Here is a 23,690-nt window from a genome sequence, read left to right as displayed (position 1 = left end):
TCGGAACGTCGTCGATCCGGCGGCGGGCGGCGATCGGCGTGTTCTCCACGCAGTCGTGCGGAACACTTAGTGTAATCGGTCGATACCGAGGGAGTATGGGGGGGACTCGTACGGGTCGCGTCGCGATCGTAGTGCTCTGTCTCGCGCTCGTGACTGCACTCGTGCCGACGGTCGCCGCGGACCCGAACGTCGACGTGCGTATCGATCGAACCGGCGTACAGGGTGGAGAGACGATCACCGTCACCGACGATCCGACGGTCGAAATCGACGCCTCGGCGGACACCTCGATCGAGTCGGTGGCGATCGAAGTGGACGGGGAGACGAGGCGGTCCTTCGAACCGGAAGCCGAGACGTTCTCCGAGCGGATCACGCTCGACCTCGACGACGGCGAACACGAGGTGTCGGTCGTCGTCGAGGCGAGCGACACGCGTCGAGTGACCGCGACGGTCAGGAAGGACTCGACGGCACCGCTGGTGACGTACACGTCGCCGTTCGAGTCAGACGGGCGTCCGCCGGATGGAGAGGTGACGATCGGAACGGCGGACACGACGCTCGCGGCCGACCTCAGCGACCGCAGCGAAATCAGCCAGGTTCGGATCGAGCGCAACTACGAGTGGATGTTCGCCGGAGGGTCGAACCGCGATCGGACGGTGTACCGCATCGACGACCCCGGAGAGAACGTCTCCAAGCCGCTCCTGTTCGGCCTCGGGGAGAACGACCTCCGAGTGGAGGTGACCGACGAACACGGGAATCGCCGCACCCACGATCTAACCGTCACGGTCGAGGACTTTCAGCGGCCGGTGATCGACGTGGATCGGTTCGAGCGGACCGCGAACGACCGCCTCGAAGTCGAGGGCACCGTCAGCGACAACGTCAAAGTGAATTCGCTGGAGTACCGGGTCGAGAACACGGGCGACCGGCAGGATGCGGTGAACCCGACGTCGAAGGAGCCGACACGAGATCGGGTCGAGACGGAGTTCGAGTTCGACGCCACGGTCAACGAGGACACCGAGTCGATCACGCTGGTGGCGACCGACGTGGCGGGGAACACCCGGACCAAGGAGATACCCATCGACTATCGGGGGCACCTCGTGCCGACGATCACGATCGACGAGACGGCCACCCGCGTCGACGGTGACGCCGTCACGGTCGAAGGGAGCGTCACCGACGGCCGCGTCACTCGAGTCGTCGTCGAGGCGCGAGATCCCGACGGCACCACGGTCGACACGGTCACCGCCTACGACGGGGAACCGAGCGAGGAGGTCGTCGTCCGGGAACGGGTCGCCGCCGCGAGCCGCGAGACGACTGTCGTGATCCGTGCGGTCGACACCGACGGTCGCGACTACCGGAAGTCGACGACACTTGAGACGCCGGTTCGGACGGCCGAACCGCCGACTAGCACGACGACGGCCACGACGACGGCCACGACGACGGCCACGACGACGGCCACGACGACGGCCACGACGACGGCCACGACGACGCCCGTCGCGGGCGAGAGTGGAGACGGCGGGAGCGATTCCGGATCGCAAGGGATCGTGGACGGAGGACAGGAGTTGTCGGCGCCGCTCGTGGTGGCCGGTTTGATCGGTCTCGTACTCGTAGCCGTGGTCTTCGTCCACGTGATCGTCGCTGTCGGGTATCGAGTCCGGGACGCGGTGGACAGCCGGCGCCTGCGCGAACTCTGGCCGCCGAGGTGAACGCGGACGGGCGAGCGCAGAGCGCTAATCGGTGCTAGGTTGGACGGGCGACGGAGGACCCACCGCGGGACCGACACGGGCGACGCCTACTCCAGATACCCAAGGTCCCGCAACCGCTCTTGGGTCTCCTCGTCCATGTCGTCGACCGCGTCGTCGGTCACGTCGGCGCCGTCGGCGTCGGTCCACGCGCCGCCGACGCGGTCCTCGAAGGCGGCGAGCGCGCGGTCGGTCGCGGTGACGGCGTCGTCGTCCGCGCCCGCGAGGTTCGTCGTCTCACCGGGGTCGTCGTCGAGGTGGTAGGCCTCGTCGTCGATCCGGTCGATCCGGACGTACTTCGCGTCCGGGCGTCGCGCGGCGCGCATCCGGGCGTAGAACCGCGAGTCCTCGGGGAGGTCGATCCCCGCGCCAGCGGCCTTCTCCTCCAGTTGCTTGAGTTCGACGACGGGCCGAGAGTACTCGACGAAGCCGTACGCGCCGTCGGGGGCGGCGGCCTGTCCGGGGTCGGGGTCGGTCGCGGCGTCGAACGCACGGTAGTTCTCGGAGAGCAGGGAGCGCGTGGAGTCGCGTGGGACGGCGCGTTCGCCCGGTGCAGCGGGGTCGCCACCCGGTACGTCCACGGCGTCGAGGACGGTGTGGTACAGGTCGACGAGTTCGACGGTGTCGGTCCGCCGGTCGGCGTCGAGGTCGGGGTGTTTGACCATCAGGGGGACGTTCACCAGTGGGTCGTACAGCCCGAACTCGTGGCCGTAGAGGCCGTGTTCGCCGTGGAGTTCACCATGGTCGGCCGCGACGATCACCGTGGTGTCGTCCCACTCGCCCTCGGCTTTGAGCCAGCCGAACAGACGGGTGAGTTGGGCGTCGATGTGGGCGAGTTCGGCGTCGTACAGGTCGCGGATGTCGTCCCACTCGTCGTCGTCGATGTCCCGGGCGCCCGAGTTGTACTCCTTCGAGTTCTGGCAGACGGCCGTCGAGTCGACGCCGGGGGCGAACTCCTCGGCGAACTCGTCGGGCGGGTGGTAGGGAAGGTGGGCGTCCATCAAGTTGATGAAGGCGAACCACTCCTCCGAGCCCTCGACGAACGACTTCGTGCGGTCGACGACTGCCGGCGTCTTGGAGTCGGCGCCCTCGCCACCAGCGAGGTACTCGTGGGCGACGTTGCCCAGCGAGACGAGTTTGTCCGCCACCGCACGAAGCCGGTCGCTGTCGTTCATCGTCTTCCACGCGCGGGCGAGCGGGCCGGACAGCAGGTCGCCGGGCATCACCTCGAAGAAGTTGTCCTGGGCCTCGAAGCCGTCGGTGAGGTGGGTGTAGGGCGTGATCCACGCGTTCGAGGAGTAACACGCGGTGTCGTAGCCGGCCGCCGAGAGCGTCTCGGCGAGCGTGGTCGCCCCTTCGAGATAGGGGTTCTCCTGATCGGCACCGTGTTGGCTGGGGTACAGGCCGGTGAAAAGCGAGGCGTGGACGGGGAGGGTCCACGGAGCGGGAGCGACAGCCTCCTCGAAGACGGTCGCCTCGTCGGCGAAGTCGGCGAGACCGGGGGTGGTCGGCCGGTCGTAGCCGTAGGGTGTCAGGTGGTCCGCCCGAACCGTGTCCATGACGACGAAGAGGACGTTCCCGGGGGCGTCGGACATGTCTCTCCCTGGGCGGGTAGCGTGAATAAAGCCCGCGGATCCAGAACGCCGTGGGTTCCGGCTACCGCCAGTCGTCGAGCGTCGGGGCGTCGGGAAGATCGATGGAGACCCACGCGTCGTCGCGGGACACGTCGGCGATGACGAACTCAGGGGCCCCCCTACCGTCGTCCACCGAAGCCATGACATCCGAGCACTGCCCCCCTGCTGCCGTCACATCGGGCGCCATGTGTGTTAGATACTCACAACCTCATATAAATACATCGATACGATGACCCCGTCGGCGTGTTCGCAGAGTATTAGAGGGTGGACGGCCGAACGGGGGACATGCACGTAGCCGACGCGATGACGCCCCGCGAGGACGTCGTCACGGTCGAACTTCCGGGCACCCGGGACGACGCTCTCGAGTACCTGCAGGAACGGGGCTTCTCCTCGATTCCCGTCGTCAAACCGACCGACGGCGGCGAGACGTACCGCGGGCTCGTCTCGCGGGACGATCTCATCGAGAACCCCGACGAGGATCAACTGGCGCTGTTGATGCGTGATGTACCGACGACGACGACGGACGCCGACCTCGTCGAGGTGGCCCGGATGATGGTCGCCGAGAGCGCGCGCCGAGTGCCCGTCGTCGGCGACGAACTCGAGGGGATCCTCACGGTGACCGACGTGGTGCGGGCCATCGCTCGGGGAGACGTCGACGGCGACACGCGGGTCGACACACTGGCGCGGCGGGACGTCAACACCACCCACCGGGAGACGCCGCTGACGGTCGCCGAGCGCGAGATCAACTACGCCGACGTGCCGTACGCGGTCGTCCTCGACGACGAGGGCGGGATGACGGGGATGGTGACCGAGGTGGACATCATCGAGGTCGCACGGGTAGTCGAGGGCGAGGACGACACCGGGGAGAGCATCGCGAACGAGGACGACGAGTGGATGTGGGAGGGGATCAAGGCCGTCGGCAACCGCTACTTCCCGACCCGAAGCGTCGAGATTCCGCGCGAACCCGTCGCGACGTTCATGACCGAGGAGTTGGTGACGGTGTCGGGACACCGGACCGCCAAGGAGGTGGCTCAGCTCCTGCTCTCGAACGACATCGAGCAGGTTCCGCTGGTCGACGGCGGGACGCTCGCGGGCATCGTCCGCGACATCGATCTGCTGGAGGGCGTATGAGCGACGCGCGAGCCATCACGGAACTCGCCAAGCGTCGTGGATTCTTCTTCGGGGCGAACGAGGCCTACGGCGGGGTCGCGGGCTTTTACACCTTCGGCCCGGAGGGGGCGGCGCTCAAGCGCAACGTCGAGTCGGCGTGGCGCGACCGCTTCACCGTCCGCGAGGGCAACGACGAGATCGAGGCACCGACCATCGCCCCGGAACCGGTCTTCGAGGCGTCGGGCCACCTCGACGGCTTCGACGACATGCTCGTCGAGTGTGGCGAGTGTGGGGAGAGCCACCGCGCCGACCACCTGATCGAGGACGCGAGCGACGTCGAGGAAGCGGAGAGCCTGCCGATTCCGGAGGTGGAGGACCTCGTCGCGGAGTACGAGGTCGCCTGCCCCTCGTGTGGCGCACCCCTCGCCGGCCGATCGATCGAGGAGTTCAACCTCATGTTCGAGACGGCGATCGGTCCCGGATCTGGACAGCGGGGCTTCCTCCGTCCGGAGACGGCACAGGGCATCTTCGTCGAGTTCCCCCGACTGAAAGAGTACGCCCGCAACACACTCCCGTTCGGGATCACGCAGATCGGCCGCGCCTACCGCAACGAGATCAGCCCCCGCAAAGGGATCGTCCGCACCCGCGAGTTCACGCAGGCGGAGTTGGAGCAGTTCGTCGACCCCGACGACGACGACCCGCCCCTAGAGCGGGTCGCGGACGTGTCGCTCCGCCTCTACCCCGCGCCCGAACAGGAGGACGGCGAGGGATCGGAGATCCCTCGGGCAACCGGCGAAGCCGGTGACGGCGGCTACGTCGAGGCGACCGTCGCCGAGGCCGTCGAGGAGGGGATCGTCACCAGCGAGTGGGTGGCGTACTACCTGGGCGTCGCCCGGGAGTGGTACGAGCGGATCGGCGTCGACATGGATCGGTTCCGGTTCCGACAGCACCTCGCGGGGGAACGCGCCCACTACGCCGCCGACTGCTGGGACGCCGAGAGCGAGGTGGGCGGCGCGGCCGACGACCCCGAGGATCCGACGGACGGCGACTGGATCGAGATCGCCGGCTTCGCCTCGCGGGGTGACTACGACCTCTCGAAACACGCCGAACACGGCGACGACGACTTCACCGTCTTCGAGCAGTACGACGATCCTCGAACCGTCGAGCGAGCGGTCGTCGACCCCGACATGAGCGTCCTCGGCCCGGAGTTCGGTGGGCGGGCCGGCGACGTCGCCGACGCCCTCCGTGACCTGGCCGAACGCGACCCGGACGCGTTCGAGGGCGAGACCGTGACCGTCGCGGTCGACGGCGAGGACGTGACCGTCGAGAGCGAGGTGGCGAACTTCCGGATCGAGGAGCAGACCGAGGCGGGCGAACACGTCACGCCGTACGTGATCGAACCCTCTTTCGGCGTCGACCGAACGGTGTACACGCTGATCGCACACGCCTACGGGCACGACGAGGTGGACGGCGAGGAGCGGACCTACCTCTCGCTGTCGCCGGAGGTGGCTCCGACCGACGTGGCCGTCTTCCCCCTCGTGAGCGACGACGCCTTGGAGGCGTTGGCCGACGAGGTGGTCGCCGACCTCCGCCGGGCGGGACTGTCGGTCGCCCACGACGACTCGGGCAACATCGGCCGTCGGTACCGCCGGCAGGACGAGGTCGGGACGCCCCTGTCGGTCACCGTCGACCACGAAAGCGTCGAGTCGGAACCGGGGACGGTGACGGTTCGGGACCGCGACACGACGGCGCAGGTCCGCGTTCCGGTCGACGACTTGGCGGCGGCGCTGGAGTCCGTCCTCGAGAGTGGGGAGAGCTTCGACCGACTGCTCGAGCGCTACGACCCCGTCGACACCGACGTGACGCGGTCCTGAGATGGCAGCCCGCGGCGAATTGAAACGGCGGGCCGTCCACGCCAGCGGCGTCGGCTTCCCGGCGCTGTACCTGCTCGAACTTGCCCATTGGGTGACACTTGGCTACGTCCTCGTCGCCGCGTCGGTCGTCGCGGCCGGTCTCGAGGCGGTCCGACTCGGTGTCGGCCTCGACTGGACGATATACGAGACGCTCACCCGGGAGTACGAACGGAACAACGTCGCCGGTTACGCGCTGTACACCTTCAGTATGACCGGCGTAGCTCTACTCTTCGATCCGGTAGTCGCGGTTCCCGGCATGCTGATGTTGGCCATCGGCGATCCGGTCAGTGGTTTGCTCGGGTCGAACGAGGCCGGGCGCGCCAAGCGCGCGGGCGTCCTCGTCACGATGTTCGCGGTCTGTTTCTCGCTGGCCGCCGCAGTTCTCGTCGGACACGTCGCGCTCCCGACGGCACTCGCTGCCGCGGCCGTCGGCGGCGCGGGGGCGACGGTCGCCGACGGCTTCACCCCCGTGATCCGGGGGTACGTGGTCGACGACAACCTCACCATCCCCCCGGTGGCGTGTCTGGGTATCCAGGTCGTCCTGTGGGCGAGCGGCGGGTAGGGGCGACGACCCGATCAGGCACGAAGATCGACCGATCGTCGTCTGAATCTCCCCTCCCCCTTTTATTCTCAAATGATATTGATATATCTTCAGTACGTACTGATATGTCCATGTACCTTAGAAAAAATTAAACCTGCAACGGATAGAATTATATGCCGAAGATACTATCGGTTTCTCGCACGTATATGAACGAAAAGGAACCTGTTTCGAGATAGTCGATACGATCGTCCAGAAAAGTTTGGTCATCGATGAGGGTCAGACCGAGTCTGGGACTGATCGTGGCGAACGTCTCACGGGGACCGACGGCGGTCGACGAGAGGGACGAGTAGATGTACGGCGACGAACTCGCCGACATCGGTGATGCAGCGGCGGCACAGATCGAACTGATCGACAAGCGGCTCCCGGCATACCTGATCCACGCGGGAATGGCGGGGGCGTACATCGGTCTCGCAGTCCTCCTCGTCTTCGCGCTGGGGACCCCGATGGTCGGAACGCCGCTGGAGCCGCTCCGCGGCGTGGTGATGGCGGGAGCGTTCGGCGTCGCCCTCAGCCTCGTGATCGTCGCCGGTTCCGAGCTGTTCACCGGCAACGCGATGATCATGGGCGTCGGTGCCTTGGAGGGGCAGACGAGTTGGGCGGCCCTCGGAAGGGTGTGGACGTGGTCGTGGATCGGCAACCTCTTTGGGTCCCTGCTGGTTGGGGCGATGGCGGCCTGGGGCGGCGTCTTCTCCGATCCCACGCTCGTCTACGCCGTGGCGGAGACGAAGATGACGCTCTCGCCGCTGGAACTGTTCATCCAAGCCGTCTTCTGTAACTGGTTGGTCGTGCTCGCGGTGTGGTGCAGCTTCCGGCTCGAGAACACCATCGCCAAACTCGTGATGATCTGGTGGTGTCTGCTCGCGTTCACCGGGACGGGGTTCGAACACAGCGTCGCCAACATGACCGTTCTCTCGCTGGCGAACTTCCTGCAGATCACGACCGGACAGGCAGCCCCCGCCGCCGTCGATTGGGTCGGTATGGCCTACAACATCTCAATCGTCACGCTCGGCAACGCCTTCGCGGGCCTGGTCATGATGGGGGGCGCCTACTGGTACATCAACGAATCCTACAAGGTCGACCTACCGAACGGCAACCCACACTCGGGGACCTTCAGCAGCGCTGACGACGACTGACGGCGCGCGCTCCGTGGCTCGACCGAACCATCGGCCGTGGTCATCGTGCGGCGAACCGTCCTACGATCGTCCACTCTTTCGGCTTCAGATCGACGAATTACAACCTTATACACGGTATATCCCATAATAAACCGAACGAGCATGGAGTGAGGGACAAATAAAACCCGTTTTGTGAACGGATATCCTTATACGCAACGGTCAACAGATACTCTTCCGTGAGAAATATTGAATCCCCGAATGTGCGGCGGAGAAAGATGGACACACGGCTGGTTCCGGAAGTGAGGCCCGATGAGCAACGAGAAGGAGGCGTGGAAGGAGGGGATGTACGGCGACGAGGTTCGCGAGAAGATCCTCGAGTTCGCCGAGAAGGGGTGGGAGTCGATCCCCGAGGACGAGCGCGACATGTGGTTCTCGCGGTTCAAGTTCTGGGGCGTCTTCCACCAGCGTGACGGGCAGGAGTCCTACTTCATGATGCGGCTGGCGAACGCCAACGGCCAGTTCAACGCCGAACAGCTCCGGGCCATCGGCGAGGTGGCCCGCGACTACGCCACGGGCCCGGTCGAGAATCCCGAGTTCGGCGACGCGTGGATCGATCTCACGACCCGGCAGTCGATCCAGCTCCACTGGATCAACCTGGAGGACGTGCCGGCCATCTGGGACAAACTGGAGTCGGTGGGCGTGACGACGCGGTCGTCGGGGGGCGACACCATGCGCAACATCGTGGGCTGTCCGGTCGCCGGCAAGGACGAGGCGGAACTGATCGAGACCCAGCCCCTGCTGGAACGTCTGCAGGAGGACCTGCGTGGCGACGACGGACTCGCCAACATGCCACGGAAGTTCAACATCAGCGTCACGGGGTGTCGGGAGGGCTGTGCGCAGGACGCGATCAACGGCATCGGGCTGGAACCGGCCGAGACGGAGATCCAGGGGGAGACGATCACCGGTTTCAACGTCCGGGTCGGCGGCGGGACCGGCAGCCGCGAACCCCGTCGCGCGCGGAGCATCGATACGTTCGTCCGTCCGGAGAACGCCTACGAGCTGGTTCGGGGCTTCGTCGAACTGTACCACGAACACGGCCGGCGGGACAACCGTCAGAAGAACCGGAGCCGTTTTTTCGTCGACGACCACGGGACCGAGGAGGTCCGCGACCTCCTCGAGGAGTACGTCGACTTCGACCTCGACGAGGCGGGGCGGAACTTCCGCGGCGAGTACACGTACAACGCGGGGCGCCCGCCCGAGGCGGGGAAGGTCGACCACGTCGGCGTCCACGACCAACCGGACGGCCGGACGTACGTCGGCCTGAACACCCCGGTGGGTCGGGTGACCGCACGGGAGGCCATCGCGCTGGCCGACGTGGCCGAGGCGTACGGCTCCGGCGAGATCCGACTCACCCGTCGGCAGAACCCGCTGATCATGGACGTCGAGCCGGAGGCGGTCGAGCCGCTACTCGCCGAACCCCTGCTGGACACCCACCGGCCCGAACCGACGCCGTTCGAGCGCGGCGGGATGGCGTGTACCGGCACCGAGTTCTGCGGCATCGCGCTCACGGAGACGAAACTGCGCTTGACGCGGGTCCTCCGCTGGCTCAACGCGAACGTCGACGTCCCGGACGACGTGGAGGCGGTCAAGATCCACTACTCCGGCTGTACCGCGGACTGTGGCCACGCCCAAACCGCCGACATCGGGCTCCAAGGGATGCGGGCCCAGAAGGACGGCGATATCGTCGAAGCGCTCGACATCGGCGTCGGCGGCGGCCTCGGCGCCCGTCCCGAGTTCGTCGAGTGGGTCAGCCAGCGGGTGCCCGCCGACGAGGTGCCGGGTGCGATCCGGAACCTGATCGGCGCGTTCTCCGCCCACCGCGAGGAGGGTCAGACGTTCCGAGAGTGGGTCGAGGACTTCGGTACGGAGTCGATCGTCGACCTCTGCGAACCCGAGGAAACCACCTACGAGGACCCCTACATGGACGACGCCAAGCAGTCGTGGTACCCGTTCGCGGAGGGGGAGAGTCCAGCACCGACAGGCGTCGACGACGTGCCGGTCTCGTCGGACTGATGGCGATCAGACTACTCGACGTGAGCGCGTACACGACGCTCGACTTCGCGACTGGACGGATGTTCGGCCCCGACTGGAGCGACGACGCGGCGGCCGTCGTCGACGTGGACCGCCCCGAATCCGCGCCGGGAAGCGTCAGACTCCGACTGGAGTTCGACGGCGAGGACGTCGACCACGTCGGCCACCACGCGGACAGCGTCTCGCTCCCGCCCGACCAGGCCCGGGCGCTCGCCGCCGACCTGGAGCGACAGGCGGCGAACGCGGAGGCCGGGGCGGACGTGTCGGGTGGGCGGGGTCGATGACCGTCGACCTCGCCTGCGCCGTCGCACCCGTTCCCGGTCAGTGGACGGCCAACAGGCGGAGGTCCATCACGTTCGTCCCCGTCGCCCCCGTGACGACCGCGTCCCCCAGTCGTTCCAGTGGGGCCGTCGTGTCGTGGCGGGCGACGTGGTCGGACAGATCGATCCCGAGGTCGGCGGCGCGTTCGTGGGTCCCGTCGTCGACGAGTCCGCCGGCGACGGTCGTCGGGCCGTCCGTCCCGTCGGTCCCGAGGGAGAACAGCGTGACGCCGTCCAGTCCGTCCACCCGGGTGGCGAACTGGACGGCGAGTTCCTGGTTCGGTCCCCCGCGTCCGGGGTCGTCACCGACCGTCACGGTGGTTTCGCCCCCGGAGACGAGGACGCAGGGCGGTTCCAGCGGCCGGTCGCGTCTGGCTATCTCCGCGGCGATTCCGGCGAGGACGACGCCCACTTCGCGGCTCTCGCCTTCGAGCACGCTGGAGAGCACCCGCGTGTCGTAGCCCAGTTCGGCGGCTTTCGCCGCGGCCGCGTCGCAGAGGTCGGTGGCGTCGCCGAGGACGACGACCTGGGAGTCGGCGCGCCGAAGCGTGTCTCGGTCGGGCGTCTCGGGGACGCTGCCGTCGGTTCCCCGCCGGAGGTGGGCCCGGATCGGGGCCGGCGTGTCCGTCCACAGCCCGTGTCGTCGGAGGACGGCCACCGCGTCCGCGAAGGTCGTGTCGTCGCCGACGGTCGGTCCCCACGGCTCGCCGGCGACTTCGTCGACGAGGACGAGCGTGACGAGTCGTGCGGGGTCGACGAGTCGGGTCAGCCGCCCTCCTTTGATCTCGGAGACGTGTTTTCGGACGGTGTTGATCTCGTGGATCGGGAGCCCGGCGTTGAGCAGCGTCTCGGTGAGCGCCGCGAGGTCGGCGGTCGAGACGCCGTCCGGCGGCGCGGTCAGTTGTGCCGACGCCCCGCCAGTGACACAGACGAACACAAGGTCGTCCGCCGTCGCCGTTTCGGCCAGTTCGATCACCGCGTCGCCGGCCTGCCGTCCGTCGTCGTCGGGGATCGGGTGGCCGCTCTCGCGGAGCACGATATCCCGGACCGGCGTCCCCTGCCCGTGTTTGTCGACGACGATCCCCCCGGTCAGATGCCCCCCCAAGACGGTCCGGAGCGTCGAGACGAGGTGAGAGGCCCCCTTTCCGGCACCGACCACGTAGACGTCGTCGATAGCCCCGAGATCGTACGAAACGCCGTCGACGTCGAGCGTCGACTCGGCCACCGTCACGTGGGACGGAACGGTGTTCTCGGGGTGGACGGCCCGCACGGCGTGGGCCCCGACGGCCAGCATGTCGGCTCTGGCGTCCGCGTTCCCGTGGTCACGGAGGGTCCGCTCGTTCTCGTACACGGTCACAGCCCGTCGGGAAACGAGATGGCTCCGTGGGCTGCCTCGATTTCCAGCAGTCGGTTGTACTGCTCGGTCCGCTCGCTCCTGGAGACCCCCGTCTTGATCTGCCCGGCGTTCAACCCGACGGCCAGGTCCGCGAGCCAGGTGTCGGCCGTCTGCCCCGAGCGTTCGGAGACCTGCACCGCGTAGCCGTGCCGGTGGGCGGCCGCCGCGGCGTCGAGTGCCTCCGAGACGGTCCCCACCTGATTGACTTTCAACAACAGCGCGTTCGCGGCCCCTCGGTCGAACCCCGTCCGTAACCGCTCGGGGTTCGTGACGAACAGGTCGTCACCGATGATCTGGATGTCGAGTCGCTCCGTCAACTCGGCGAACCCGTCGAAATCCGCTTGGTCGAGCGGGTCTTCGAGCGACACGACGGGGTAGGTCGACGTCAGTTCCTCGTAGAAGTCGAGCAGTTCGTCCCGGTCGAACCGGCGATCCATCAGTCCGTACGTGCCCGTCGCCTCGTCGTAGAAGTGAGACGCGGCCACGTCCGCGGCCAGTACGAACTCGTCGTCGTATCCGCACTCCTCGATGGCGGCGAGTTCGAGTTCGAACGCGTCGCGGGGATCGGTGACGTCGATGGGAGTGTAGCCGCCTTCGAACCCGACGTTGCGCGACGCCTCACCGTGTCGCTCCGCGAGTAGGTCACCCAGTTCGTAGTACACCTCCGCGCTCATGCGCACGGCCTCGGTGACGGAGTCCGCGCCCACGGGGACGACCTGGTGCTCCTGGAACGCGAGCCCGCTCGAAGCGAGTTCGCCGCCTTCGATCAGGTCGAAAAACGGGATCGGGAGCACGCCCGCGTCGGCCCCGCCGATATACCGGTAGAGCGGGAGGTCGACGCTGTCGGCCGCGGCCTTGAGTACGGCCAGCGAGACGCCGGTGAGCGCGTTGCCGCCGAGGGCGGACTTGTCCGCCGTCCCGTCGAGGTCGATCAGCGTCCGGTCGATCGCCCGCTGTTCGAGCGCGTCCCGCCCCGTCAGCGCGGGCGCGATGGTATCCGTCACGTTCGACACCGCGGTCCGGACGCCGAGGCCGTCGTATCTGTCGTCGCCGTCCCGGAGGTCGACGGCCTCGTGCTCCCCCCGAGAGCGACCACACGGCACGTCGGCCCGACCACTACCGGACTCCGTTTCGACCGTCACGCGGAGCGTCGGCTCGAGACGGCAGTCCAGTATTTCGCGGGCATCGACGCGTCTGATTTCTACCATTACGAACGGCCGTTTTCCCCAGCCAGTATTTAATTATTCGGCACCGATCCGGCGGATCGATTCGACAGACTGGAGTTCCCTCCGGATCGTGTGTGGTAGCGCCCGGGTCGTGTCACACACCACACCGCGGACGGACCGTCCCGGCGAACGACGTCCGACGCCCGAACGTTATTTCAGTCCTCCTGCCGTACGCGACGACCGTGAGCGAAGAGTTTCCACTCCCGGACGACCTTCCGGAACCGACGGACGACGGTGCGGCGGATCACCTTCCGGGGGCGACCGTACCCTCGGTCCCGCTCCCGGCGACGGACGGGCGGACGGTCGACCTGTCGAGCGTCTCCGGCCGGACCGTCGTCTACTGTTATCCGAAGACGGGGCGCCCGGACCGGGACGTGATCCCGGACGGGTGGGAGGAGATACCGGGTGCGAGAGGCTGTACACCCGAATCCCGCGGGTTTCGCGGGCGCTATCACGACCTCCAAGACCGGGGAGTGGCCGAGGTCTTTGGACTCTCGGTGCAGTCGAGTGACTACCAGCGGGAGGCCCGGGATCGGCTCGACCTCCCGTTCGAACTGCTCAGCGACGAGGACGGGGAGTTCGCCGACCGACTCGACCTGCCGACCTTCGAGGCCGGCGGGGAGCGCTTGCTCGAACGGCTGACACTCGTCCTCTCGGACGGCCGGATCGACCACGTCTTCTACCCCGTCTTTCCGCCGGACGACCACGCGGACGAGGTGGTCCGGTGGCTGGACGGCCGGTCGTCGGGGTGAGCGGCGGGGCGCTCCAATCGCCGATGGAACGACGGTGATTCGGGCCGAGAAGCGGGTCTGGACGTCACACCGGTCACACTCGACGGCGACTACGTCCGTCTGGAACCGCTGTCGCGCGTCGACCACCTAGAGAGGGATTCGCGGAACCACCGGTCGATAGCCGCCATCCGACGCGTCGGCGGGACCGAAGAGGCGACGCTCCGCGACCACATGCAGACACACCAGAAACCCAGGGAGAGGCGGTGTATTTCGGCATCCTCGCCGACGAGTGGCCGTCGGTGAAGGCGAACCTCGAGGCGAAACTCTCGCGGTCGTGGCCGCTCGTCAGGCGGGGTAGCGGTCGGCCCACGGACGAACACGTTCGAACGCGGCACTCGCCGCGAGGACGTCGGCGTCGGCGAACCGCGGGGCTGCGACCTGCATCCCGACCGGGAGCCCGTCGACGAACCCGGCGGGGACGGACGCGGCCGGTTGTCCCGTGAAGTTGTACGGTTGCGTGAGGACCCACCCTCGGAACGGTTCGACCGCCTCGCCGTCGATCTCGTGCGGTTCGTCGCCGTGTGGGAACGGCGTCGTCCCGAGCGTCGCGGACACGATGAGGTCGTACTCCTCGAAGCAGTCCTGGAGGCCGTCGAAGACGTCGGTTCGGACGATGTCCGCGCGCTCGTACTCCCGCATCGTCGGGGTGTCCGCCTCAACGACGAGGTCGACGAGGTACGGGCGCAGACGGTCCCGGTCGTCGCCGCGGGGGTCGAACCCCTGCCTCTCGAGGTCGTCGAAGAGCGACTCCCAGAGGACGGTCGCCATCGTGTAGTAGGCGTCGAGGATCGCGTCCCGATCGTGACCCAAGTCCGGATCGACCCTGTCGACGGTCGCGCCCGCCCGTTCGAAGGCGGAGACGGCGTCGTCCAACGTCTCCCGGACCGCGGGGTCGACCGGATAGGTCCCCAGACCGGGGCTGTAGGCGATCGTGAGGTCGTCGATCGGTCGGTCGACGGCGGCGTGGTGGTCGGTCCGTGTCGGCACCGAAAAGGGGTCGCGCGGGTGGACGCCCGCCATCACGTCCAGCATGATCGCGGCGTCCTCGACGGTCCGAGCCATGGGGCCCGTGTGAAACATCGGCGTGTGGGTGGCGAAGGCGTTCGGTCGATCGACGATCGGAACCAGTCCGTAGGTCGGTTTCAGCCCGAAGACGCCACAGAAACTCGCCGGCGTCCGTATCGAGCCACCGACGTCGGATCCCTGTGCGATCGGCACCAGTCCGTCCCCGAGCGCCGCCGCCGACCCACCGGACGACCCACCGGAGACCCGGTCGGGGTCGAACGGCGTTCCCGTGGGGCCGGCCACCCGATTGTCCGTCGTGGTTCCGAGGGCGAACTCCGGCGTGTTCGTCTTCCCGACGATGACCGCACCCGCCTCCTTCAGACGGGTGACGAACGGATCGTCGGCGTCCGCGACGTGATCCTCGAAGAGGAGCGATCCGGAGGTCGTCCGGACGCCCGCGACGTCGTCGAGGTCCTTGATCGCCACCGGGACGCCGTGGAGCGGTCCCAGGGGGTCGCCCCGGTCCATCGCCCGCTCGGCGTCCGCCGCCATTCGACGCGCGAGGTCGTCCGTGATCGTGACGAAGGCGTTCGTCCGGTCGTTGCGCTCGTGGATACGGTCGAGGACGGAGTCGACGAGTGCAGTCGGCGAACACGTACCGTTCCGGACCCGGTCGACGATATCAGCGGCCGTCATCCGTGTGGAATCTAGTGTCATGTGTGTGGCTGTCGTGCCCGCGAGTAAAGTGTTCGTGCTGTCCGTCTCTCGGTTCGTTCACTCGCCGGTGCCGTCGCTCCCGACGGCTCGGTGGGGCTCCGTGTCGGGCCGTTCGTCGCGTGGGCGCGACCGGGGACGGAGGGTGACCCCGACCCGCCCAGAGGGCGGTTCGGACTCACGCCGTCGCTAGATCCAGAGCCGCGTTCGCGAACGTGTCGGTGGCCCGGTAGCAGTCGCCCCAACTGGTGAACTCGGACTCGTTGTGGCTCGTTCCGTTCTCGGAGCGGGCGAACACCATCCCGGTGTCCATCAGGTCGGCCATATGCGTCGCATCGTGACCGGCACCGCTGAAGAGGCGCACGCTGTCGTACCCGAGTCGGTCGGCGGCGTCGTCGATGGCCCCGAGACAGGCGTCAGCGAACTGCACCGGGTCGGCCCACATGCGGTCCTCGTACTCGACGTCGACCCCCTCGCGGTCGGCGGCCAGTTCGGCCCGACGAGTACGCCGTTCGACACGTCGAACAACGCCGGCGGCTCGTCCGGGGGGAGCGCGTCCGCCCGTGGGCCGACAGCTACCCCGACCCGTGAGCGGGGCCGGTCGCGTGTGGCTCGCCGGGGGTTCGCAAGTTATTAGTACGGAGCGGTGAAAGTCGCAGGCAATGGACCGGACGCCGCCTGTACCGTCCGAACTCGTCCGCCCGCCGTTCGTGGCCCGTCGACCGCGACGACCGGGCCGTTAGGCCCACCTATCTCTCATCCCCCGTCCCGTCCCGTTTCGTTCCCCAGAATGCCACCCAACCGTCGTCGTGAGCGCGACGCACCTCATTTTATTTCGATTACAGAAACGCAGAATTTAAGTCTCTAAGGGGTCGAGAGGTCGGTAATGACACGTGTGGCACTCGCGTTCTCCGGCGGACTCGACACGACAGTATGCGTCCCGCTCCTCGAAGAGGAGTGGGGGTACGACGAGGTCGTCGGCGTCACGGTCGACGTCGGCCAGCCCGAAGCGGAGTTCGCGGAGGCCGAGGAGACGGCCGAGGCGTTGGATCTGGAGCACCACGTCGTGGACGCGCGGGCGGAGTTCGCGTCGATGTGTCTCGAATCCGTGCGGGCGAACGCCACCTACCAGGGCTACCCGCTGGGGACGGCGCTGGCGCGGCCGGTCATCGCGGAGGCCATCCTCGAGGTGGCCGAGGAGAACGACTGCGACGCAGTCGCCCACGGCTGTACGGGCAAGGGCAACGACCAACTCCGGTTCGAGGCGGTGTGGCGCGCCTCGGACCTCGACGTCATCGCGCCCGTGCGCGAACTCGGCCTGACCCGCGAGTGGGAGATCGAGTACGCCGACGAGAAGAACCTGCCAGTGGAGGGCGGCAACGAGGGCGTCTGGAGCATCGACACGAACCTGTGGAGCCGGTCGGTCGAGGGCGGCGACCTCGAACGCCCCGGCCACGTCCCGGGCGAGGAGATCTACGAGTGGACGCGCTCGCCGGCCGGCGACACCGAGGAGGTCGAGATCACCTTCGAGAACGGCTATCCGGTCGCCGTCGACGGCGAGGAGATGGACCCGATCGGCCTGATCGACCACCTCAACGACGTCGCCGGCGAGTACGGCGTCGGCCGGACGGACATGATGGAAGACCGGATGCTCGGTCTGAAGGTGCGCGAGAACTACGAGCATCCGGCGGCGACGACGCTGCTGAACGCCCACGAGACCCTGGAGAGCCTCGTACTCACGAAAGAGGAGCGTGACTTCAAGCGCCTCGTCGACGACGAGTGGTCTCAAAAGGGGTACGAGGGACTGGTCGACGCGCCGCTGATGGGGGCGCTGGAGGCCTTCATCGACGCGACCCAGACCCGCGTGACGGGGACGGTGACGATCCGGTTCGAGGGCGGCCAGGCCCGCCCGGTCGGCCGGGACAGCGACTACGCGGTGTACGACGAGTCCTTCGCCTCGTTCAACACGGAGGACGTGGGGTCGATTACGCAGGCTGACGCGACGGGCGTCGCGAAGTACCACGGCTTCCAGGAGCGTCTGGCGGCGAAGGTGCTCGCGAAGGCCAAAGGGAACGAGAACGAAGCGCTGACCGACGGCGCGGGAGCGGAGTGAGCATGCACGTCGGCCTCCTCTACTCCCGGATCAGGCGGGACGAGAAGCTCCTCCTCTCGGAGTTGCGCGATCGCGACCACGAGGTGACGAAGATCGACGTTCGGAAAGAGCGGTTCAACATCAGCGAGCCGCCGGCGGCGTTCGAGGACGTCGACGTCGCGGTCGACCGCTGTCTGGCGACGAGTCGGAGCCGCTACGTGACGCGGTTCCTCGACGCCTACGATGTGCCCGTCGTCAACGGCGCCGACACGGCGGAACTGTGTGCCGACAAGGTGAAAAACAGCCTCGTCCTCGACGCCGCGGGCGTGCCGACGCCGAACACGGACGTCGCTTTCACGACCGACAGCGCCCTCGAATCCATCGAGGACTTTGGCTACCCCTGCGTGCTGAAGCCCGTGATCGGGTCGTGGGGGCGGCTGATGGCCAAGGTGGAGAGCCGGAGCGCGGCCGAAGCGATCTTGGAACACAAAGCGACGCTCGGCCACTACGAGCACAAGGTGTTCTACATCCAGGAGTTCGTCGAGAAGCCGGGGCGGGACATCCGCGTCGTCGCCACCGACGGCGACCCCGTCGCCGCCATGACCCGGAGTTCGGACCACTGGCTCACCAACGCCGCGAAGGGCGGCGAGGTCAACGAGTTCGAGGTCGACGACGAGGTGGCGGAACTCGTGGAACGGGCCTCCGACGCCGTCGGCGGCGGCTTGCTCGGCGTCGACCTCATGGAGACGGGCGACTCCTACACCGTCCACGAGGTGAACCACACGGTCGAGTTCAAGGCGCTCGACTCCTGTGTCGACTTCGACGTGCCCGCGGCCATCGTCGACTGGCTCGAAACAAAAGCCGACCGGAGCGTGGAGGCGGAGGCGTGAGTTACACGGCGAGCGTCGTCGGCGGCAGCGGCTTCGCCGGCGGCGAGCTCCTCCGTCTACTCGACGGCCACCCCGAGTTCGAAGTGGTCCAGGCGACGAGTCGGAGTTACGAACGCAAGACGGTCGGCCACCAGCACCCCAACCTCCGGGGGATGGACCTCCGATTCAGTTCTCCGGGGGACCTGGAGTCGGTCGACGTTCTCTTCGCGGCGACGCCCCACGGCGTCTCGATGGAGCGCATCGACGACTTCCGGGACGCCGCGGACACGGTCGTCGACCTGAGCGCTGACTTCCGGCTCTCGACCGAGGGGCAGTACGACGAGTGGTACGACGGCCACGACCGGCCGGACCTGCTCGCGGACGCGGAGTACGCCCTGCCGGAGATCAACCGCGAGAACCTCGCCGGGGCCGACCTGATCGCCTCGGGTGGCTGCAACGCGACGGCGACCATCCTGGGACTCAAGCCCCTCTTCGACGCGGGGGTCCTCTCGGGCGACGAGGATGTCGTCGTCGACGTGAAGGTCGGCTCCTCCGAAGGGGGCGCGGGCGGGGGCGCGGCCTCCTCGCATCCCGAGCGGTCGGGGATCGTCCGTCCCTACGCCCCGACGGGGCACCGCCACGAGGCCGAGATCGAGGAGTTCCTCGGGCTCTCCGTGTCGTTCACCGTCCACGCGGTCGACATGACCCGCGGCGCGGCCGCCACCTGTCACGTCTTCCCCGACGACCCGGTGACGAAAAAGGAGATGTGGAGCGCCTACCGCGGGAGTTACGGCGACGAGCCGTTCGTCCGAACCGTCGCCGGCGGGGGAGGCGTCTACCGCTACCCCGAGCCGAAGGCGGTCGCCGGCACCAACAACGCCGAGGTCGGCTTCGAGATCGACCCCGGAAACGAGCGGCTCGTGGTGTTCTCGGCTATCGACAACATGATGAAGGGATCGGCGGGGCAGGCGGTCCACGCCGCCAACGTCGCCCTCGGCATCGAGGAGACCGCAGGCTTGGAGTTCCAGGGGCTCCACCCCGTGGGCGCGCCATGACCGTAGTGGTGAAGATCGGCGGCGCGAAGGCGGTCGACCCCGCGGGCGCCGTCGCGGACGTGGCCGACCTCGTCGCCGAGGACGAACCCGTCGTCGTCGTCCACGGCGGGTCGACCGCCGTCGACGACCTGCTGGATCGACTGGGGATCGACTCCACGTACGTCGAGACGCCGGACGGCGTCGTCGGCCGGTTCACCGACGAGGCGACGATGGAAGCGTTCACCATGGCGATGGGACGGGTGAACAACGACCTCGTCGCGACGATGCGGGAGGCGGGCGTCGACGCCGTGGGGCTCTCCGGCGTCGACGGCGGCCTCGTCACCGGCGCGCGGAAGTCGGCGGTGCGCGTGATCGAGGACGGCAAGAAGAAGATCAAACGGGGCGATCACTCGGGGACGATCGAGTCGGTGAACGCCGACCTGCTGGAGCGTCTGCTCGGGGACGGCTACACGCCCGTCGCGGGGCCGCCGATGCTGGCCGACGACGGCGTGCCGGTGAACACGGACGCCGACCGGATGGCCGCGGCCGTCGCCGGCGCACTCGGCGGCCGGCTGGTCGTTCTCACGGACGTGGCCGGCGTGTACGCCGACCCCGACGACCCGTCGACGCTGATCGAATCGGTGACCACCCCCGCGGAGTACGACGCGCTGACCGACGCTGCGGAGGGCTTTATGATCAAGAAGGTAATGGCCGCGACGGAGGCGTTGGAGCGGGGGGCGACCGAGGTGGTCGTCGCCGACGCCAACGCCGACGCGCCCGTCACGGCCGCACTGGGCGAAAGCGGTACACACATCCACGCGAGCGCACTGGAGGACTCATGAGCGGATTCGTCTTCTCGGAGAAACCAATCGGCATCGAACGCGGCGAGGGGGCACACCTCTACGCCGACGACGGCACCGAGTACCTGGACTTCGGCGCGAGTTACGCCGTCGCGTCCGTGGGACACAGTCACCCGCGGGTCGTCGACGCGGTCAAATCGCAGGTCGAGGACCTCATCTACGTCCAGGCGTCGTACCCGGTCGCGGCGCGGACGGAACTGTACGAGAAGTTGGCGACGGTGTCGCCGCCGGGACTGGACAACGTCTGGCTCTGTAACTCGGGAACGGAGGCCAACGAGGCCGCGATGAAGTTCGCCCGCAACGCCACGGGGCGGGAGAAGATCGTCGCCACCCGCCGTGGGTTCCACGGGCGCACGCTCGGCGCGCTGGCGATGACGTGGAAGGACAAGTACAAGGAGCCGTTCGAACCGCTCGCGGGCGGGGTCGAGTTCGTCTCCTACGGGGACGGCGAGGAACTCGCCGAGGCGGTCGACGAGGAGACGGCGGCGGTCTTCCTCGAACCCGTCCAGGGGGAGGGCGGGATCCACCCCGCGTCGACGGCGTACTTAGAGCGGGCACGCGAGGTGACCGAGGAGACCGGCGCTGCGCTCGTCTTCGACGAGATCCAGACCGGTGTCGGCCGCACGGGGACGCTGTGGGCCGCCGAGGGCGCGGGCGTCGAACCGGACATCCTCACGACGGCGAAGGGAATCGCCAGCGGCCTCCCTCTGGGTGCGACCGTCTGTGCGGACTGGATCGCGGACGCCGACCCCGAACACGGATCGACGTTCAGTGGCGGGCCCGTGGTGTGTGCGGCCGCCAACGCCACCCTCGATGTCGTCGTCGAGGAGAACCTCCCGACCCACGCCGCCGACGTGGGAGGGTACCTGATGGAGTCCATCGAGGACGCCGACCTCCCCGTGCGCGAGGTTCGGGGGCAGGGGCTGATGATCGGCGTCGAGGTGAAACGGGGGGCCAACCGCCTCCTGCGGGATCTGGCACTCGAGGAACAGGTACTCGCCCTGCCTGCCGGCCGGACCGTCCTCAGACTGCTGCCGCCCCTGACGATCGGGGAGGACGAGGCCGACAGCTTCGTCGCGTCGCTGGAGGCGGTGCTGGAATGACGGTCAGCGAGACGGGCGAGGCGGAGTCGAGCGCCGCCCAACGACTCCTCGTCGACCTGGTCGAGACCCCCTCGCCTTCGGGCGAGGAGGACGCCGCGGCCGAACGGCTCGTCGAGTTCTTCGAGGGCCACGACCGCGAGGTGTGGCGCGACGAGGTGGGGAACGTCCACGCACCGGCGGACGACGCCGTCCTCCTGACCTCTCACATCGACACCGTGCCGGGCGACATCCCCGTCGAGATCGACGAGGGCGCGGACGGCGAGCGATCGCTGTGGGGCCGCGGGAGCGTCGACGCAACCGGGTCGCTGGCGGCGATGGCCGTCGCCGCGGTGGAGACGGGCGTGAGTTTCCTCGGCGTCGTCGGCGAGGAGGTCGACTCCCGGGGCGCACGCCACGTGATCGAGAGCGACCGGCCCGAACCCGGCGTGGTCGTCAACGGCGAGCCCAGCGGGTGGACGGGCATCACGCTCGGCTACCGGGGACTGCTGGCGGGGACGTACGTCGCCACCAGCGAGTCGGGACACACCTCCCGCCCGGAGAACAACGCGATCCAGGACGCGATGGACTGGTGGTCGCGGGTCGAAGAGGAGTTCGACCCCGACGAGTATCTGCCCGTCTTCGAGCAGGTGACCTGCAAGCCCACCGAGTTCGAGGGTGGCACCAGCGTCGACGGCCTTTCCGTCGAGGCGACGATGGAGGTGCAGTTCCGCGTCCCGCCGGAGTACACCGTCGACGACGTCCGCGAGATGGCGGACGGCCAACTCAACGGCGGCACCGTCCACTGGTACGACGCGGTCCCGCCGGTGATGGAGAGCCCGCGGACGGACGTCGCCCGGGCGTTCCGGGGGGCCATCAGAAACGCGGGCGGCGACCCCCGCCTCCTCCGGAAGACGGGGACGGCGGACATGAACGTCTTCGCGTCGACGTGGGACTGCCCGATGGTCACGTACGGCCCCGGGGATTCGGACCTCGACCACGCGCCGGACGAACACCTCCCGCTGGCCGAGTACGACCGCGCCATCGAGGTGTTGGTCGACGCCTGCGAGCGCCTGCGGGGTGACGACGGATGAGCGTCGAGACGACCGACCTGCTGGACGTCGACGACCTCACGGCCACGGAACTGGAGACGGTGCTCGACCGCGCGGCCGCGATCAAGGCCGGTGAGGACGACACCGACCTCCCCCGACGGACGCTGGCGATGGTGTTCGAGAAGCCGAGTACGCGCACGCGAACCTCCTTCGAGACGGCGATGACGCGTCTGGGCGGCCACGCCATCTTCCTCGGCCCGAACGACATCCACCTCGGCCGGGGCGAACCGATCAAGGACACCGCCCGCGCGCTCTCGGGGTACGCCGACGCCATCATGGCGCGGCTGTTCGACCACTCGGAGGCCGAGGAACTGGCCGCCTACGCCGACGTGCCGGTGATCAACGGGTTGACCGACGACGCCCACCCCTGTCAGACGCTCGCCGACCTGCTGACGGTCCGGGAGGCGTTCGGCGGGTTCGACGACGTGACCGTCGCGTGGATCGGCGACGGCAACAACGTCGCACAGTCGTTCGTCCTCGGCGCGGCGCTCGCGGGCCTCGACTGCACCGTGACGACGCCCCCGGCGTACGGCGTCGACCGAGACGTCCTGGATCGGGCGGCCGAACTGGGACGGGCTCCGACGCTCGTCGACGACCCGGACCGGGCGGCCGCCGACGCCGACGTCGTCTACACGGACGTGTGGGTGTCGATGGGCGAGGAAGAGGTTCGCGAGGAGAAACTGGCGGCGTTCGACGGCTACCAAGTGAACGCCGACCGTCTCGCGGACAGCGACGCGAAGGTGATGCACTGTCTACCCGCCCACCGCGGCGAGGAGATCTCCGACGCCGTGATCGAGAGCGACCGGGCGCTGATCTGGCAGCAAGCCGAGAACCGCCTGCACGCACAGACCGGCCTGCTGGTCGAACTGCTCGCGTGAGGCGACGCGTCTGCGCGATTCTTGTTGATTCGATATCAAGACATATAATACGCCCGGCGGCGTGTGCGGGAGACGCCCGACTCCCGAAACGGGTAGTCACCACGCGTGGTCGACTCACCC

Annotated in this window: 21 protein-coding genes; 15 read left to right on the top strand and 6 right to left on the bottom strand. The window is 68.1% G+C overall.

Features of this window, described 5'->3' with window-relative positions; all coding sequences use genetic code 11:
- The first annotated feature begins 95 nt into the window (after window positions 1-95).
- Window positions 96-1,697 (top strand): hypothetical protein, encoded by a 1,602-nt coding sequence (locus NBT81_RS01810; RefSeq protein ID WP_338740632.1) that lies wholly within the window; start codon window positions 96-98, stop codon window positions 1,695-1,697.
- A gap of 86 nt (window positions 1,698-1,783) precedes the next feature.
- Here the strand turns inward: NBT81_RS01810 and NBT81_RS01805 are convergent, their stop codons facing one another.
- Together NBT81_RS01805 and NBT81_RS01800 are read right to left on the bottom strand one after the other, a co-directional pair.
- Window positions 1,784-3,328, bottom strand: a complete 1,545-nt coding sequence (locus tag NBT81_RS01805) for a sulfatase-like hydrolase/transferase (protein ID WP_338740631.1) — start codon at window positions 3,326-3,328, stop codon at window positions 1,784-1,786.
- A 61-nt stretch (window positions 3,329-3,389) separates the two neighbouring features.
- A complete protein-coding gene (locus NBT81_RS01800) occupies window positions 3,390-3,554 on the bottom strand; it encodes a DUF7556 family protein (protein WP_338740629.1) in 165 nt (54 codons plus the stop codon).
- Between the two features lie 98 nt (window positions 3,555-3,652).
- Here NBT81_RS01800 and NBT81_RS01795 point away from each other — a divergent pair, with 98 nt between their 5' ends.
- The 6 genes from NBT81_RS01795 (at window position 3,653) to NBT81_RS01770 (ending at window position 10,478) form a co-directional block, all read left to right on the top strand.
- Window positions 3,653-4,498: a CBS domain-containing protein gene (locus NBT81_RS01795; RefSeq protein ID WP_338740627.1), complete on the top strand. Its 846-nt coding sequence runs from the start codon at window positions 3,653-3,655 to the stop codon at window positions 4,496-4,498.
- Window positions 4,495-6,351, top strand: coding sequence for a glycine--tRNA ligase (gene glyS, locus NBT81_RS01790; RefSeq protein ID WP_338740626.1), 1,857 nt, complete (start codon window positions 4,495-4,497; stop codon window positions 6,349-6,351). Before NBT81_RS01795 ends, glyS begins: the two co-directional genes overlap by 4 nt.
- A 1-nt stretch (window position 6,352) precedes the next feature.
- Window positions 6,353-6,952, top strand: a complete 600-nt coding sequence (locus tag NBT81_RS01785) for a dolichol kinase (protein ID WP_338740625.1) — start codon at window positions 6,353-6,355, stop codon at window positions 6,950-6,952.
- Window positions 6,953-7,281: 329 nt separating this feature from the next.
- Entirely contained in the window at window positions 7,282-8,124 is an 843-nt protein-coding gene (locus tag NBT81_RS01780) for a formate/nitrite transporter family protein (RefSeq protein ID WP_338740623.1), read from the top strand.
- 288 nt (window positions 8,125-8,412) lie between these two features.
- Entirely contained in the window at window positions 8,413-10,176 is a 1,764-nt protein-coding gene (locus tag NBT81_RS01775) for a ferredoxin--nitrite reductase (protein WP_338740622.1), read from the top strand.
- Complete coding sequence (locus NBT81_RS01770; RefSeq protein WP_338740621.1) at window positions 10,176-10,478, top strand: DUF6360 family protein; 303 nt, start codon at window positions 10,176-10,178, stop codon at window positions 10,476-10,478. Before NBT81_RS01775 ends, NBT81_RS01770 begins: the two co-directional genes overlap by 1 nt.
- A 37-nt stretch (window positions 10,479-10,515) precedes the next feature.
- Here the strand turns inward: NBT81_RS01770 and NBT81_RS01765 are convergent, their stop codons facing one another.
- A complete protein-coding gene (locus tag NBT81_RS01765; protein WP_338740619.1) occupies window positions 10,516-11,871 on the bottom strand; it encodes a glycerate kinase type-2 family protein in 1,356 nt (451 codons plus the stop codon).
- Complete coding sequence (gene eno / locus NBT81_RS01760; RefSeq protein WP_338740617.1) at window positions 11,868-13,118, bottom strand: phosphopyruvate hydratase; 1,251 nt, start codon at window positions 13,116-13,118, stop codon at window positions 11,868-11,870. The genes NBT81_RS01765 and eno overlap by 4 nt, the downstream gene beginning before the upstream one ends.
- Before the next feature lie 200 nt (window positions 13,119-13,318).
- Here eno and NBT81_RS01755 point away from each other — a divergent pair, with 200 nt between their 5' ends.
- Window positions 13,319-13,888 (top strand): peroxiredoxin, encoded by a 570-nt coding sequence (locus tag NBT81_RS01755; protein ID WP_338740616.1) that lies wholly within the window; start codon window positions 13,319-13,321, stop codon window positions 13,886-13,888.
- Window positions 13,889-14,212: 324 nt separating this feature from the next.
- Here the strand turns inward: NBT81_RS01755 and NBT81_RS01750 are convergent, their stop codons facing one another.
- Both NBT81_RS01750 and NBT81_RS01745 read right to left on the bottom strand, forming a co-directional pair.
- Entirely contained in the window at window positions 14,213-15,649 is a 1,437-nt protein-coding gene (locus NBT81_RS01750) for an amidase (protein ID WP_338740615.1), read from the bottom strand.
- A 175-nt stretch (window positions 15,650-15,824) separates the two neighbouring features.
- A complete protein-coding gene (locus tag NBT81_RS01745) occupies window positions 15,825-16,280 on the bottom strand; it encodes a M20/M25/M40 family metallo-hydrolase (RefSeq protein WP_338742475.1) in 456 nt (151 codons plus the stop codon).
- A 252-nt stretch (window positions 16,281-16,532) separates the two neighbouring features.
- Here NBT81_RS01745 and NBT81_RS01740 point away from each other — a divergent pair, with 252 nt between their 5' ends.
- From NBT81_RS01740 to argF, 7 genes are read left to right on the top strand one after another with little or no spacing between them, the layout of a single operon-like run.
- Window positions 16,533-17,759 (top strand): argininosuccinate synthase, encoded by a 1,227-nt coding sequence (locus tag NBT81_RS01740; protein ID WP_338740614.1) that lies wholly within the window; start codon window positions 16,533-16,535, stop codon window positions 17,757-17,759.
- Window positions 17,760-17,761: 2 nt separating this feature from the next.
- Entirely contained in the window at window positions 17,762-18,628 is an 867-nt protein-coding gene (gene lysX / locus NBT81_RS01735) for a lysine biosynthesis protein LysX (protein WP_338742473.1), read from the top strand.
- The gene (gene argC, locus NBT81_RS01730) at window positions 18,625-19,662 is read left to right on the top strand and encodes an N-acetyl-gamma-glutamyl-phosphate reductase (protein WP_338740611.1); all 1,038 of its coding nucleotides are present in this window, start codon (window positions 18,625-18,627) and stop codon (window positions 19,660-19,662) included. Before lysX ends, argC begins: the two co-directional genes overlap by 4 nt.
- On the top strand, window positions 19,659-20,483 hold the full coding sequence (locus tag NBT81_RS01725) for an acetylglutamate/acetylaminoadipate kinase (protein ID WP_338740610.1): 825 nt from the start codon (window positions 19,659-19,661) through the stop codon (window positions 20,481-20,483). The genes argC and NBT81_RS01725 overlap by 4 nt, the downstream gene beginning before the upstream one ends.
- On the top strand, window positions 20,480-21,604 hold the full coding sequence (locus NBT81_RS01720; protein ID WP_338740609.1) for an aspartate aminotransferase family protein: 1,125 nt from the start codon (window positions 20,480-20,482) through the stop codon (window positions 21,602-21,604). The genes NBT81_RS01725 and NBT81_RS01720 overlap by 4 nt, the downstream gene beginning before the upstream one ends.
- Window positions 21,601-22,674, top strand: a complete 1,074-nt coding sequence (locus tag NBT81_RS01715; protein ID WP_338740608.1) for a [LysW]-lysine hydrolase — start codon at window positions 21,601-21,603, stop codon at window positions 22,672-22,674. Before NBT81_RS01720 ends, NBT81_RS01715 begins: the two co-directional genes overlap by 4 nt.
- Window positions 22,671-23,570: an ornithine carbamoyltransferase gene (gene argF / locus NBT81_RS01710; RefSeq protein WP_338740606.1), complete on the top strand. Its 900-nt coding sequence runs from the start codon at window positions 22,671-22,673 to the stop codon at window positions 23,568-23,570. Before NBT81_RS01715 ends, argF begins: the two co-directional genes overlap by 4 nt.
- The last annotated feature ends 120 nt before the right edge of the window (window positions 23,571-23,690 follow it).

The sequence above is a fragment of the Haloplanus sp. CK5-1 genome, from assembly GCF_037201915.1.
Taxonomy (GTDB): Archaea; Halobacteriota; Halobacteria; order Halobacteriales; family Haloferacaceae; genus Haloplanus; species Haloplanus salilacus.
This window is presented reverse-complemented; position numbering and strand designations above follow the sequence as displayed.

Excerpts from the sequence above, each read along its gene's own strand:
- lysX (WP_338742473.1), top strand. The coding sequence starts at position 17,762 with ATGCACGTCGGCCTCCTCTACTCCCGGATCAGGCGGGACGAGAAGCTC.
- NBT81_RS01725 (WP_338740610.1), top strand. The coding sequence starts at position 19,659 with ATGACCGTAGTGGTGAAGATCGGCGGCGCGAAGGCGGTCGACCCCGCG.
- NBT81_RS01785 (WP_338740625.1), top strand. The coding sequence starts at position 6,353 with ATGGCAGCCCGCGGCGAATTGAAACGGCGGGCCGTCCACGCCAGCGGC.
- NBT81_RS01750 (WP_338740615.1), bottom strand. The coding sequence starts at position 15,649 with ATGACACTAGATTCCACACGGATGACGGCCGCTGATATCGTCGACCGG.
- eno (WP_338740617.1), bottom strand. The coding sequence starts at position 13,118 with ATGGTAGAAATCAGACGCGTCGATGCCCGCGAAATACTGGACTGCCGT.
- NBT81_RS01770 (WP_338740621.1), top strand. The coding sequence starts at position 10,176 with ATGGCGATCAGACTACTCGACGTGAGCGCGTACACGACGCTCGACTTC.
- NBT81_RS01795 (WP_338740627.1), top strand. The coding sequence starts at position 3,653 with ATGCACGTAGCCGACGCGATGACGCCCCGCGAGGACGTCGTCACGGTC.
- NBT81_RS01810 (WP_338740632.1), top strand. The coding sequence starts at position 96 with ATGGGGGGGACTCGTACGGGTCGCGTCGCGATCGTAGTGCTCTGTCTC.
- NBT81_RS01720 (WP_338740609.1), top strand. The coding sequence starts at position 20,480 with ATGAGCGGATTCGTCTTCTCGGAGAAACCAATCGGCATCGAACGCGGC.
- NBT81_RS01775 (WP_338740622.1), top strand. The coding sequence starts at position 8,413 with ATGAGCAACGAGAAGGAGGCGTGGAAGGAGGGGATGTACGGCGACGAG.
- glyS (WP_338740626.1), top strand. The coding sequence starts at position 4,495 with ATGAGCGACGCGCGAGCCATCACGGAACTCGCCAAGCGTCGTGGATTC.
- argF (WP_338740606.1), top strand. The coding sequence starts at position 22,671 with ATGAGCGTCGAGACGACCGACCTGCTGGACGTCGACGACCTCACGGCC.
- NBT81_RS01780 (WP_338740623.1), top strand. The coding sequence starts at position 7,282 with ATGTACGGCGACGAACTCGCCGACATCGGTGATGCAGCGGCGGCACAG.
- NBT81_RS01740 (WP_338740614.1), top strand. The coding sequence starts at position 16,533 with ATGACACGTGTGGCACTCGCGTTCTCCGGCGGACTCGACACGACAGTA.
- NBT81_RS01715 (WP_338740608.1), top strand. The coding sequence starts at position 21,601 with ATGACGGTCAGCGAGACGGGCGAGGCGGAGTCGAGCGCCGCCCAACGA.
- NBT81_RS01805 (WP_338740631.1), bottom strand. The coding sequence starts at position 3,328 with ATGTCCGACGCCCCCGGGAACGTCCTCTTCGTCGTCATGGACACGGTT.
- NBT81_RS01800 (WP_338740629.1), bottom strand. The coding sequence starts at position 3,554 with ATGGCGCCCGATGTGACGGCAGCAGGGGGGCAGTGCTCGGATGTCATG.